The sequence below is a fragment of the Gardnerella massiliensis genome, assembly GCF_003408845.1.
Classification (GTDB): domain Bacteria; phylum Actinomycetota; class Actinomycetes; order Actinomycetales; family Bifidobacteriaceae; genus Bifidobacterium; species Bifidobacterium vaginale_H.
This window is the reverse complement of sequence record NZ_LRTV01000001.1, coordinates 534,054-547,344: the sequence shown is the minus strand read 5'-3', so window position 1 is coordinate 547,344 and position 13,291 is coordinate 534,054. Positions and strand designations below refer to the sequence as shown.

Below are 13,291 nucleotides of genomic sequence, written 5' to 3'. Positions count from 1 at the left end.
TTTTTGGAACATTTGCCGGAGTTTTTTCTCCGGCGTTTGTTGTTGTTTTGGTGGTTTTTTGGAACATTTGCCGGAAAATTCCCGGAGTTTGTTGTCGTTTTGGCCGTTTTTTGGAACATTTGCCGGAGAATCTCCGGGGTTTGCAACTGTGAGCGTGCAGTATGCAATCTGCGCCAGTAACGAAAAAGCGTTGTTATATGTTACTCGTGCAGAAACCGTACTGCGCCAGTAACGAAAAAGCGTTGTTATATGTTACTCGTGCAGAACACCAACTGCGCCAGTAACGAAAGAAGGGTCATTGCGAAAGCGGCTCGGAGCGTCACTGCTCCCGGCAGTTTTCGCATAAGCCGAATACTTCCAGCGTGTGGTCAACAACTGTGTATCCGTGCGCTTGCGCAACCTTATGAATCCAGCCCTCATCGTCAGGCGGCTCAATATCAACGGTTTTTCCGCAGCGTTCGCACACTAAATGATGGTGGTGCGTGTTTTCGTCACAAATGCGGAATAATTGTTGACCGTTAAAACGTACTGTATCTACTTCGCCACTTTGCGTAAGTGCGTTGAGCTGACGGTACACAGTCGCTAAACCAATTATTTCTCCGTCTTTGGCTAATATTCTGTGCAAGTCTTGTGCCGAAACAAAATTGCGAGATTCTCGTAAATAGGCGAGCACTATTTCTTTTTGCTTCGTATGTCGACGTACAGGTTCGCCGTTCATCTCGCGTCCTTTCGTAGCTTCTACAAGTAGTTATTTTGAATTACACTACTTGAAACACATGCTTTTAAGCGTTTCTAACTTTAGTCAAATACTGGTAAGAGACATTTCATTGCATATTTGTAAGAGATATTTCATTATAGACGTTGCGTTATACGAGAAGTGCGGTGCTTTATTAAAATTTGGGAAAGTTTCAATAAGGCACCGCAACTATACGTACACAAATCTTAAATTATTGTGTTATTTTGACTAGCTAAACTTTAGCTCAACCTTAATTCAACCTTGGTTTTGGTTTTAGTTGAGTTCGTCATCCCAGCAGCCGGTAGCGTCTAATGCGGCAGCAGCATCAACAGGATCGTCACACAGCACAGTAATATGCCCCATTTTGCGATTCTTACGCACTTCTGCCTTACCGTAGTCGTGTACATGCCATTCTGGATGCTCTAAAATAAGCGAGCGTGTAGGAGCTACATGTTGCCCTAAAACGTTTACCATAACAGCAGGGGAAAGTAAGCGAGGCTTCTGCAAAGGCCAGCCTACGATACCGCGAATATGCGCTTCGAACTGGTCCATGTCGCAAGCTTCGATCGTGTAGTGTCCAGAATTATGCGGACGAGGAGCAAGTTCGTTAACCACCACGCGATTATCTTTGGTGATGAAAAGTTCGATGCCCAAAGTTCCTGCAAGTTCAAAGCCTTTAGCTAAGCGTAACGCTAACTCGTGCGCCGCTTGCTCAACCTGCGCATCCACCACAGCTGGGGCAAGAGTCATGTGCAGAATACTATTGTGATGCACATTTTTTACCAGCGGGTAAGTCACAAAATCCTTGCCGTTGCCAGAAACAAGAATCGAAGCTTCAAAAGCAAAATCAACAAAACCTTCAAGAATCGAAGGTGGGAATTTTCCGCCGCGATCTGCTCTATGGTGAATGTTGGCGACGTCTTCTTCTGTGCGCAACACGTCTTGTCCGTGGCCATCATAGCCGCCTCTGCGAGTTTTCAAAATAGCAGGAAAACCAATTTCGTCAATTGCAGCGTCTAAATCGTCAAGACTATTAACTTCGCACCATTTAGCAGTTTCTATTCCATGACTATTAATAAACGTTTTTTCACTGACGCGATCTTGCGTAACCCGCAACAAGTCTGTGCCTTGAGGAATAGCAGTAAGATGACGAACTTTATCGAGTGCATCCGCATTTACGTTTTCAAATTCATAAGTGAGCACGTCGCAACGTTCTGCAAGCTCGCGTAAGCCTTCGGGATCGTCGTAATTTGCTTCAACCTGTAAGTCTGCTACTTGGAACACAGGGCAGTCAACGGTAGGGTCAAGAACGCCAATTCTGAATCCCATGTGACGTGCTGCAATAGCCATCATGCGCCCAAGTTGGCCGCCGCCAATAATTCCAATAGTAGCGCCCGGCATTAAGCGTTCAACAGCGCCATTAGTGACTTCAGATAAGGTCGGCATTGGATTCCTCAACTTTCGCTTTAAGTTCTTCGCGATATTCTGCAAGTTCGTTTGCTAGACGCTCGTCGTTTGTGCTTAGAATACTCACAGCAAGCAATCCTGCGTTAGTTGCGCCAGAATTACCAACGGCTGTTGTGGCAACAGGAATTCCTCCCGGCATTTGCACAATAGAAAGCAGTGAATCCCATCCGGATAACGCGTGCGAACGCACCGGAACGCCAATAACTGGCAGTGTGGTTTGTGCCGCAATCATACCAGGCAAGTGGGCTGCTCCACCGGCTCCGGCAATAATAATATGGAATCCTTCTTTTCGAGCGTTGTGCGCAAAATCAGCCATAAGTTCTGGCGTGCGATGTGCAGAAATAACTCGTTTCATGTAAGGAACTTGGAATTTATCTAGGATTTCACAAGCATGACGCATGGTCTCCCAATCACTTGAGGATCCCATTACGACAGCGACGGTTGGCTTTAATTCTGACACGATGAACCTCCCTGACGTGCACTTGTTACTTTACGCAACAGTCGGGAGAACTCGCCGAAAGTGGAGCGAAACTAGAGTAAAAATACAGCAAAAGTTCACAAATTATTTGTTACGTTCGTCACTTTTTGGACGCAATGATTTCGTCATTTCTAACAATTGCTTTGGGCTGGCTTCCGGCAAATATGCGTGAGTTACTGCAAGAGAAATTTGCGCAAGTTTTGCAGAATCCAAGTAGCAGACGTACACAGGATTTGCGGTTGGCTGGAATTTTTTCTTGAAGAAGTACAGTGATTTGAATCCGTAAGCCGGCTCCAAAATATCCGACATCATTTCCAAAGCGTGGCTGATAACGTTGGCTGACTGCGGTTCGGTTTCGCCAAGCCCATGCTCGTCAAGATCATGCTCGCCAATACCTGCCAAAGGTGCGGCAGAAAGGCTCATAAATTCCACGGCAGATTCCGGATTTTCTAGCCCTTCGTCACGCAAACGTTCCGCCATGCGAGCAATCAACAATTCCATAATGCCGTTAGGGCTATCGGTACGATGTCGCATAAAATCAAGTGTCCAGCCGATAATACGGTGGTTGCGATACGTTGGCATCCAGCTGGTCACTCCGAGTACGTTGCCGCTTTCGTCTTGTGCATACAAGATTTTTACGCGTTCGTCTCGCAATTCTTCCAAGCCGCCGAGCGTAAATTTCATTTCTGGAAGGGCTTTAAGCTCAGCCCATTCTTCAGAAATTTCCACAATTTGCTGCTGTACTTCCAACGGAGCTTGATTGTAAGTGCACAATACGTCAGTAATTCCATCGCGTTTAGCTTTATTAATAGCAGTGCGAATATCCTGCCACTTTTTTCCGCGAGTTTGCCACTCGTTAGGATTGACGAGCATGTCTGTGCCAACCTTAATCGCAGTAAAACCGAGCTTTTCTAGCGCTTGCCGTGACTCTTCGTGAACGGCATAAAATGCTGGAGACCATGAATTTTGTTCACACAGTTGAATGAAACTGCGAAGATCTTGCGTATATTCACTTGTATTGCCAAAAGGACCGGTAAGAGTGAGTGCGATTCCGTAGCTTAAACGGTAGGCGATTGCAGATTGTCCACTTGGGGAGAACCAGTAGTGGTTATTTGGCCAAGTAGTCATAAAGCTCATGGTATTGCCGCCCAATTCCACAAGGGAACTTGCTTGAGCCCTATCGTTTTCATTAGTGGCAAGTTTGCTTCGGAACCACGTGAGGCAAACCATAAAAATAGCCATCCAAAAAATTACGCCCACGCTTTGCGCAAGAAACGACGATAACGGTGTTTGCGTGCGAAGCATAGCGTTAGAACGATTGCCGAATCCCATTGGCATCCAGCGTCCAGGTAAATCACGCAAAAGGTGATGTATGTCGGCTGTAGGCTTAAAATTGTCCGACATCATAAGACCAAAAATAACGTAGCCTACTCCGGTAACGTACAGCGTTATCACTATCGCCAATAAACCTAACCGAACTTTAAGCCGATCGGTATGGATAGAAAAATGTTTCAAATTAATGGCGAGTAAAATAGTAAATAATAGCGGCGGAAGTGCAGTAAGCATAAATGCAACAGCAACCGCATTGTGTTGGTGCGTAAGTTCAGGCTGTTTAGTAGCAATTAACGGAAGAACCGTAAAGTACATGCCGGCATAGAGCACAGTTAACGAGTTAAGAACAATAGAAGACCATGCCGCTAGCCTACGTCCTCGCAACATTCCCCACGCAATAAGCATCATAGTAATGCTCGGCAGAAGAATACGAATCCACAGTCCGCCGACGGCAGCGTGGTGTAATCCGGAATGGAGCAGACAACTGTTGGTGCTGTAATTAGTTAAGCAGCGTGTAAGCCAAGGTTTTGAGCCCATTTGTGGCGACATAAACAAACCAAGGGTGGTAAGAATTCCAGCGTGAGATCGCGACGACAAAGCCAGCAGCGGACCCAAAGCTAGTATGCTCTGTGTGAAAGCAAACAGCCTGCGAATTTCGTAATCGGTTCCTTCCCACCAATTTACGCCTTGATTTTTGCGATTACGACCGTACATGAGATTGCCAAGAACGTGGCCGGTTAGAGCGGCGATAATAGTGCAGTAGTCTCCCGGGTTTCCACTATAAAGCAGCATTGCTGAAGTAGTTGCGTAACCGATTACCAGCATTCGGCGATGCCATAATATTGATTCGCGCGCGGCTGACGCCATAAATGCGCCAATAAAAAGCGTAAAAGGAGATAATCGTATAGGAATCTTGGTAATCCAGTGCATGTTGCGAATAAGAATAGAAAGATTACCAATAATAGTAAGCCCAATTACCATACCGATAATGGTGCTTATAACGGAAATGGTAACAATACGAAAACGGGTTATTCGTGTTTCTGCAAGCCCGATTAGCACTAGTGCGAGAAGACTATTAACCAGTAGCGAAGGCATGCTGTTTACGAAAAGTAGTGAGTGGCAAAGTTTGAGCAGCAGTTCCGACATGTTGCCGTGACCAAAGAATAGGCTTGGGCCTTTGCGCGGATGATGTCGCATAAACAGTTGCGCAAGCGTTGCATTGGTTCCGTACGTGTAAACGTGCATAATGGTTACGGTAAGCCAGTGTATGCAGTTTATGACAATAAAACCGCATGTTATCGCTAAGGCAAATGCGCGTTGCTTAATCCACGATATGAAATCTTTCGCTAAAATTTTTGCATGACGAAACGATTGTGAGCGTGAGCTATTCTGCTTGCGGCGCTTATGAAAGAAAGATAGTTTCATATTAGTTTCGATTCACTCGCTGATGAATAAGAACTTCAAGATTTTGGTACTCACTAAAATGAGGTGTTGTGTCGGCGATGCCAGTTTGTTTACAAAACTGGTCAATAACAAGCGCCAATCCTGCTTGTACGGTGTGCCAATCGTGCCCAGAGTTCGGGGCGAGCATAGTTATCACATTCATGCCTGCTCGGTGCGCACTCATAGCAATAGTTGCTTGGTTTGCTTGTGATTTGGGGTCCCAATATCCTGCAATAGCGTAATAGTTTTGTTTCAAAGGTGCGTTTCGTCTCATAATTATTTCCGGAACGTGCTTGTTATAGGCTTTCGTATTGCCGTTAAAGTAGCGTTGTATAGTTTCTTGACGATTTTTGTATGTTGGTGCCAATTCGCCTCCAGCAGAATACATGCTGCTGAAAATATTAGGGTGGGACGGAACTAGTTGCGTAGCGCAAGTGCCGCCTTGAGAAAAGCCTCCCATAAGCCACATTTTCGGATCGCTGCTTACGGGAAGATGCTTGTTAATCCAATTTGGCACGTCTTTAGTTAAGTAAGTTTCAGCTTTTCCAAAAACGTGAGTGTCAGAACATAAAGAATTGTGTGTTGTTGCTCCGTTCTGGTCTGGTGCAACAACAATAGGTGCAAGTCCGTCATGATTTTTTGCGTAGTTGTCAAGCGTTTTTGCGATATCACTTGCAGCAAAAAAATGGTTAGGACTTCCAGGTTGTCCCGCTAGCATAATCATAACTGGTAGCTTTGGAGCGTTTTTTACTAATGCTGCAGGCGGCAAATATACGTTTGCTGTTCGTGCGTGAAAGTGAGAAATAGTATTAGGAATACGCACCGATCTTACGATTCCTTTTTTAGGAAGTCGAGGCAATCTATTGTGGTTTGCAAGACTTCGCCATTCTTTAATGCTCGCAGTGGCAGATTGTTCCCGCTCGACTTCAAGTTGTGGAAAAGCTCCCATACCAAAAATGGAGCCTATAGTCGTGTACTCGCCGTAAACCATGTCTACTCGCAAAGCGGTACTGACCAACGTGAGTATAATCGCAATAATTGCTGTAAATCGTTTTATTCCGCGCGAAAGTACCACTGCTGTGGCGGCGAAACCGATTAATCCAAACCCGCATGCGATAGAAAGAATTACAAGCCAGCCAAGGCTTACTCCAAAAGCGACAAACACATCAGAAACGAGCCATGCGATACCGCCGCCTACTACAAACGATATGCTCGCAACACCAATTTGTACCAGAAAATGTATTAGGCGTTTGCCAGCATGCGAGCGCATAACAACGAGTAGCACCAAAGTAATACCGGTTACGCTGAATAAGCTGGCTGGTAACCAACCTTGTAAAAGGCTCACTTTTGCCAACTGCTGCATGCTTTAATCCTGCACTTTCTTTCAATTTGCGCGTTGTTGTCAATGCGTTCGTTGTTATACGTGTAAATTCCTACCAAACGCTTTAATATAGCGCACGTATCTTAATTTTTCCTCAATACGTCTTGTAAGATTGCGTTTTATAGTGGCGCTGGCACTGTGATATTTATCTTTTTTGCTATGCGTTTCATACTAGATTGCAAAATATATATTGTAATCCTTCAAAAGTATGAAATATATTGTTGTGTCGAAAATGTTTACAAATATTCAAGTTATGAGAAGCAGTGGTGAATGTTGGGTGCGCGATGACGATAGGAATAAGTAGAGTAGCGTTATATCAGTGATTTTTATGGATTTATGCGTTGTTTGAGGACAGTATGGGCAGTATGAAGGGCAGTATAAAAAACAGTATGAAGAACAGTATGAAGTCATTTTTGCATATTACTATTCCGGGCTGGCTGTATGCCGTTTTGTTTGTTGTTGTCGACAGCCTGGCAGTGTTGTTTGTGCAAATGGGCGTGCAGCGCAGCGGTAGAGTAGAAATGACTTCCGCAATGGTCGGTGGCCGTTGGGCTTTGCTAACTAAAATGTGGACGCATCTTAATTTCGTGCTGCTGCTCAACATGCTCATTATTGGCCTCATCTACGGTCTTATGCTGCTTATTATTAACCGCTTCTGGATAGTGAGCGCCATATTACTTGCCGTTTCAATGCTTATTGCTGTTATTGAATATATGAAAGTGAATGTGCGCTACGAGACGATTCTTCCAGCGGATTTGAATTTTTTGAAAAGTAACACGGGCAATATTGCTTCATTTTTGCCGGATAACGCGCCTATGGTTATCGGTGTTGCGGTTGTTGGGTTTGTGCTTATTATTGCGCTCAGTATTGCAATGCACATTATTGATGAGAATCATGGCAGAGTTGTGCGGTTTAAGGATTTGCGATATTTGATTGGTACGCGCGCAATCGTTGCGTTGGTTCTGCTTGGGAATTTGGTTTGGTATGTTACCGGAGTTGGTACGGTTGATTCCGTTGCTAATAATTTTTCTAAAGCAATGGGCGACATGCCGGCGATGTGGGATTCTGTTTATGACGCTCAGCGAAATGGAGCTTTGGTAGCGTTTTTGCGTCAGGTAAATCCGAAAATTATGGATAAGCCGGCTAATTATAATGAAGCAACGATGAAAGCTTTGTATAAGCGTTACTCTGATGAAGCCAAGCGTATCAATCGTTTCCGCACCACAAATTTGACCGATAATACGGTTGTTTACGTGCTTTCAGAATCCTTCTCTGATCCTTCCAGAGTGCCAGGTTTGCAATTAAATAAGAATCCTATGCCGTTTATTAGCGGGCTTAAGCAGCGCACTGACAGCGGCTTAATGCTGTCTTCAGGCTACGGTGGTGGCACTGCAAACCTTGAGTACATGTCGCTAACGGGCTTAAGTATGGTGAACTTTAACGCTTCGCTGACCAGCCCATACCAGCAGCTGGTTCCTAACGCACAGTGGACGCCAACTATTAACCAATATTGGGGCGATGCCAGTCGTTCTGTAGCTTTCCACCCATACGAGCCGAGCATGTACTTGCGTTCTACGAACTATAAGAAGTTTGGTTTTGGAAAATTCTACGCTTTGCAAGGTCCGGACGTTATTGCACACCGAGACATGCTTGATAAGTCTCCTTACGTTTCGGATGCGTCAGCGTATAAGAGTGCGTTTGAGAAGATTGCGAACGTGAACGGTTCGCGTTTTGTGCAAATTGTTACTATGCAAAATCACATGCCGTACCGCAATTGGTATGCGCATAACGATTTCAAAGCGAACGCTGCCAACGGTGCCGAAGCTTTGGGAAGTGACGAAACTACTTCTATTGAAACCTACGCTCAAGGCGTGAAGTATACGGACGAGGCAACTGCCGACTTTTTGCAGGAGTTGGATAAGTTCAATAAGCCGGTAACTGTTGTGTTCTATGGTGATCACTTGCCGGGAGTATACAGCACGGCGAGCGCGGATGAAAAGAATTCCTTAGCTTTGCATTTGACTGATTACTTTATTTGGTCGAATAAAAAAGCGCGTCAGCAGCGTGACAGCAGTATGAAGCGTGCTCGCGAAAATGCGTATAAGATTCGCGAAAACGACTACGCTTCGCCTAACTTTTTTGTTGCTAAAGCTGCTTCGCATATGAACGCGAAGGTTTCTGCGTACTTGGCTTTGTTGACGAAGCTACATAACCGTATAAGTGCTATGGAGCCTCCTGTGGTCAATACGATTCAGGGCTGGGATAGGATTCCAGAGGGCCAGCCGATTTATTTGAATCGTGACGGTAAGCCTATGGCATATTCGGATATGAGCAAAGAAACCAAGCGGCTTTTGGACGACTATAAGCTTATACAATACGACATCACTGCCGGAAAGAACTACATTCGCAACACTAACTTCTTCAAACTTCCGTGACTCAAACCCTGTAACTTACATCACATCTTAATGCGCATCGTAATTCTGTAGTAGGAATATTAGTGTGGTGGAGATTTGAGATTTTTCGCGCTGAGCGAAGACGGACGTCAGAGCCGAAGGCTACTGACAAGTCGAGCGAAGAAGAAAAATCGAAAAATCTCTGCGATAAGATGAGGTTATTAACGATTAGCACGCAGAGTTTGGGGGATTTCTCTACGAAAACTAAAAGAGGACTGATGGAGCAACATTCATAGAGAACGAAGCAGACATTAGAACCTTTAACAACCAGAGCGACTGAAGGACGGGACGTTTGAGGAGAGAAATCCCCTCAAACTCGCGCCACAGTAACGAGAACTCGCGTCACGGTAATCAAGGCGGCGCGCTAGTAATTTCCATTGCTCACAGCTGATTAGTTATTAAACAACACGAAATTAAGCATATAAATTAAGCTTATAACGACACCCCAAGTTCCTCAATGACCACTCTCAAGCATTTCTTTGCTAGGCTAAATCGAGTTACAAGAAACGTTTGGAGGGTATATGTCTACTGTTCTCACTTCGGTATCGGGCTTCCCGCGTATCGGTGCCGACCGCGAATTGAAAAAAATTATTGAACGTTATTGGAAGTCTGATGCGAGCTTAGACGAAGTGCGTGAAATAGCTCGTTTGCTGCGCGCTAAGCATTGGCGAATCCAGGCAGAAACTGGCGTCGACTTAATTCCAAGCAATGATTTTAGCTATTATGATCAAATGCTTGACACAGCGATTTTATTGGGTGCTGTGCCTGAACGCTACCAAAAATTAAACTTTGAGCATGAAGAGGACACTTTATTTGCTATAGCTCGTGGCTACCAAGGTGAGCGGGGTGACGTAACTGCGCTGCCTATGAAAAAATGGTTCACTACGAACTATCACTATATTGTGCCGGAAGTTGAGCATCCGAAAAGCTTGCATTTGGCTGGTACTAAACCGTTTGACGAGTTTATAGAAGCTCGATCTCAGGGTGTAATAACGAAGCCGGTGCTCATTGGCCCTTATACGTTCTTAAAGCTTGCGAGGACTCCGGAAGCTCAAGAATTGGAAGCTTCTGAAGCTGTGGTTTCGGCACTTGGTAACGCGTATGCCAACATTGTGAAGCGTTTTGGCGAGCTTCACGCAACTTGGTTGCAATTCGACGAACCGTACTTGTCTCTGGATAAGGAGCCGGGCGACTTGCAGCTGTTCGAGGATTTGTATGCTCCGATTCTTCAGGCGCGCGAACAGTCCGTTAAGGTGTTGCTCAACACGTATTTTGGACATATTGCTGACGCTTACGAAACGGTGAATAATCTTGGTTTTGACGGTGTTGGCGTTGATTTGGTGGAAGGTAAGGATGAAAATCTTTCAGCCATTGAGCGTTACGGTGTGAACGATAAGACTACGCTTTTTGCGGGCGTTGTGAACGGCCGTAATATTTGGCGTAACGATTATGCGGTGAGCCTTGGTTTGGTTGATGCTTTGCGCGAAAAGGTTACGGATCGCGTGGCTGTCGCTACTGCCTGCTCGCTTTTGCATGTGCCGTTCAGCACGGTATGTGAAAACGAGTTAGGTGGGGATGTGTTGCAACATTTCGCATTTGCTGTTGAAAAGTTGCAAGAACTTCACGATATTGCTTCGCTTGCGAACGTGGGTGACGAAATTCGTAAGGAAAGTAATGTTTTAGCAAAGAATCAGGCTTTGTTCGACGGTTCTCGAGTGCAAACTGACGAAACTGTTGCTAAGCGTTTGTCTAATCTTAGCGAGAACGATTTTGTGCGACTGCCGGAAAGGGTGGAACGTCAGCGTTTGCAAAAGGAAGCGCTTGGCTTGCCGGATTTGCCAACGACTACTATTGGATCTTTCCCGCAAACTAAGGATATTCGTAACGCTCGTGCCGCTCTTCGTAAGGGTGAGATTTCGCGTGAAGCTTACGACGAGTTTATGCGCGAGCGCATTGCCAAGTGCATTGAGCATCAGGAGCAAATTGGCTTGGATGTGCTTGTGCATGGCGAGTTTGAGCGCAACGACATGGTTGAATATTTCGGCCAGCATTTGCGCGGCTTTAAGTTTACGAAGAACGCTTGGGTGCAGTCTTATGGCACGCGCTGCGTGAAGCCTCCAATCGTGTGGTCGGATGTTTCTCGCGAGTCTGCGATTACTGTGGCGTGGAGTGCTTACGCTCAAAGTTGCACGAAGCACGTGGTGAAGGGCATGCTTACTGGCCCTGTGACGATTCTTAACTGGTCTTGGCCTCGCGAGGATATTACTCACGAGCAGCAGACTCAGCAGTTGGCGCTCGCTATTCGCGATGAAGTGTTGGATTTGGAGCGTGCGGGTATTCGTGTGATTCAGATTGATGAGGCTGCTTTGCGTGAGAAGTTGCCGCTTCGTCGTTCTGACTGGCATAAGAAGTATTTGGATTGGGCGATTGCTGCTTTCCGTTTGGTTCATTCTGCTGTTGCTGCGACTACGCAAATTCACACACACATGTGCTATTCGGAGTTTAATGACATTATTCGCGACATTGATGCTATGGATGCGGATGTGATTTCTTTCGAGGCTTCTCGCGGCGACTTGGTTGTGCTTGACGCTATTCACGACGCGCATTTTGAAACTGAGGCTGGCCCTGGCGTTTATGATATTCATTCTCCGCGCGTTCCTGGTAAGGCGGAGCTTGTGGAGCGTATTCACGAGATTTTGCGTAAGATGCCTGCTGAGAAGCTTTGGATTAACCCGGATTGCGGTCTTAAAACTCGTGGCGACGCTGAAACTTGGCCTAGCTTGGAGAATCTTGTGGCTGCTGCTAAAGAGGTTAGGGAAGAATTGCAAGATAACAAGCTAAACGATCAGCCGAGCAGGGGGTGAGTTGTGGCTTATAAACCAAAGTTTTCGCTGGAAGTTTTTCCTCCTAAGCGCACATCTCCTATTGGTACGATTTACGATACTTTGGATGGTTTGCAAGGTCTTGACCCGGATTTTATTTCGGTTACTTACGGCACTGGAAAGCTGCAGGATCGTACTGCTACTGCGCGTATTGCGAATACTATTCGCTCCGAATATGGTATTGACGCGGTTGCTCATTTAACAGCTCGCTACCTTGATTATGATGCTGTTGATGAAGCTTTGGAAATGTTTGATAATGCTGGTGTTTCTGGCGTTTTGGCTTTGCGTGGCGACGTGATTGCTGGCCAGGAGGCGGCAGGCGTTTTTGAGCATGCTAGTGATTTGGTGTCCTATATTCGTTCCAAGCGCCCGGATTTGCCTATTTTGGGCGCTTGCTATCCGGAGAAGCATCCGGAAGCGGAAAGTTTGCAGGCGGATATTGAGAATCTTAAGCGCAAGGTTGATGCGGGAGTTACTTACTTAATTTCGCAACTTTTTTACGATAACGAGGATTTTTTGCGTTTTCGTGATTTGGCGCGTGCGGCTGGTATTACTGTGCCTATTGAGGCTGGAGTGATGCCTGTGGCGAATGCTTCGCAAGTTAAGCGCATGACGAGCTTGTGTTCGTCTCGTATTACTTCGCAAGTTTCCGCAATGATGGATCGTTGGGGAAGTAACGCTGAGTGCTTGCGTGATGCTGGCAGTATTTTTGCTTCTCAGCAGATTAACGATTTGATTGCTGAAGGAGTGGATGGTATTCACTTGTATACGATGAATCATCCGGGTATTGCGCGCAGGATTTGGTCGAATGTGAAGCCGCTGTTTACGAAAATCGGGTAGTGTGCGCGACGACCTGCCGAAGCGCTTAAAGCGTAGCGCGCGAAGGCAACTCGGAGCGGAAACTCGCTTAAGTTGGAAGTCCGGGGGACTTCCAACGCGAGTTTCGTAGCGAGCGCGTCGTAATTCGCGCGAGCGTCCCGCGCTCAGTGCAAAAAATCTCAAATCTCTACCACGCTAATATTCTTACGACCGAGTGGTAGTGAGTATTGAAATTTAACATAAAGTGTATAAATGTATATAAATGCGCAAAAATGTATATATGCACAAAATAAATGCAAT

9 protein-coding genes are annotated in these 13,291 nt (G+C 45.7%); 4 read left to right on the top strand and 5 right to left on the bottom strand.

Annotation, left to right across the window (positions count from 1 at the left end; translation table 11 throughout):
- The coding region (locus tag AXE77_RS06705) for a hypothetical protein (RefSeq protein ID WP_205727509.1) at positions 1–232 on the top strand (232 nt) is incomplete at its 5' end.
- An 87-nt stretch (positions 233–319) separates the two neighbouring features.
- Here the strand turns inward: AXE77_RS06705 and AXE77_RS02155 are convergent.
- From AXE77_RS02155 to AXE77_RS02135, 5 genes are all read right to left on the bottom strand, one after another.
- A complete protein-coding gene (locus tag AXE77_RS02155; RefSeq protein WP_116711905.1) occupies positions 320–718 on the bottom strand; it encodes a Fur family transcriptional regulator in 399 nt (132 codons plus the stop codon).
- A 291-nt stretch (positions 719–1,009) separates the two neighbouring features.
- The gene (gene purK, locus AXE77_RS02150; protein WP_116711904.1) at positions 1,010–2,182 is read right to left on the bottom strand and encodes a 5-(carboxyamino)imidazole ribonucleotide synthase; all 1,173 of its coding nucleotides are present in this window, start codon (positions 2,180–2,182) and stop codon (positions 1,010–1,012) included.
- Positions 2,166–2,630, bottom strand: coding sequence for a 5-(carboxyamino)imidazole ribonucleotide mutase (gene purE, locus AXE77_RS02145; RefSeq protein WP_421778481.1), 465 nt, complete (start codon positions 2,628–2,630; stop codon positions 2,166–2,168). Before purE ends, purK begins: the two co-directional genes overlap by 17 nt.
- A 135-nt stretch (positions 2,631–2,765) precedes the next feature.
- Complete coding sequence (locus tag AXE77_RS02140; protein WP_116711902.1) at positions 2,766–5,438, bottom strand: bifunctional lysylphosphatidylglycerol flippase/synthetase MprF; 2,673 nt, start codon at positions 5,436–5,438, stop codon at positions 2,766–2,768.
- 1 nt (position 5,439) lies between these two features.
- Positions 5,440–6,819: an alpha/beta hydrolase gene (locus tag AXE77_RS02135; protein WP_116711901.1), complete on the bottom strand. Its 1,380-nt coding sequence runs from the start codon at positions 6,817–6,819 to the stop codon at positions 5,440–5,442.
- A gap of 407 nt (positions 6,820–7,226) precedes the next feature.
- On the opposite strand from AXE77_RS02135, the gene AXE77_RS02130 reads away from it, so the two are divergent.
- The 3 genes from AXE77_RS02130 to metF all read left to right on the top strand — a co-directional run bounded on the left by AXE77_RS02130 (position 7,227) and on the right by metF (position 13,012).
- Positions 7,227–9,272: an LTA synthase family protein gene (locus AXE77_RS02130; RefSeq protein WP_116712057.1), complete on the top strand. Its 2,046-nt coding sequence runs from the start codon at positions 7,227–7,229 to the stop codon at positions 9,270–9,272.
- Between the two features lie 539 nt (positions 9,273–9,811).
- Positions 9,812–12,154: a 5-methyltetrahydropteroyltriglutamate--homocysteine S-methyltransferase gene (gene metE / locus AXE77_RS02125; protein WP_116711900.1), complete on the top strand. Its 2,343-nt coding sequence runs from the start codon at positions 9,812–9,814 to the stop codon at positions 12,152–12,154.
- 3 nt (positions 12,155–12,157) lie between these two features.
- A complete protein-coding gene (metF, locus tag AXE77_RS02120) occupies positions 12,158–13,012 on the top strand; it encodes a methylenetetrahydrofolate reductase [NAD(P)H] (protein WP_116711899.1) in 855 nt (284 codons plus the stop codon).
- Positions 13,013–13,291: the final 279 nt, after the last annotated feature.

What these genes read in the sequence shown, in the direction of transcription:
- AXE77_RS02155 (WP_116711905.1), bottom strand. Translation starts at nt 718, where the DNA reads ATGAACGGCGAACCTGTACGTCGACATACGAAGCAAAAAGAAATAGTG.
- purK (WP_116711904.1), bottom strand. Translation starts at nt 2,182, where the DNA reads ATGCCGACCTTATCTGAAGTCACTAATGGCGCTGTTGAACGCTTAATG.
- purE (WP_421778481.1), bottom strand. Translation starts at nt 2,630, where the DNA reads ATGGGATCCTCAAGTGATTGGGAGACCATGCGTCATGCTTGTGAAATC.
- AXE77_RS02140 (WP_116711902.1), bottom strand. Translation starts at nt 5,438, where the DNA reads ATGAAACTATCTTTCTTTCATAAGCGCCGCAAGCAGAATAGCTCACGC.
- AXE77_RS02135 (WP_116711901.1), bottom strand. Translation starts at nt 6,819, where the DNA reads ATGCAGCAGTTGGCAAAAGTGAGCCTTTTACAAGGTTGGTTACCAGCC.
- AXE77_RS02130 (WP_116712057.1), top strand. Translation starts at nt 7,227, where the DNA reads ATGAAGAACAGTATGAAGTCATTTTTGCATATTACTATTCCGGGCTGG.
- metE (WP_116711900.1), top strand. Translation starts at nt 9,812, where the DNA reads ATGTCTACTGTTCTCACTTCGGTATCGGGCTTCCCGCGTATCGGTGCC.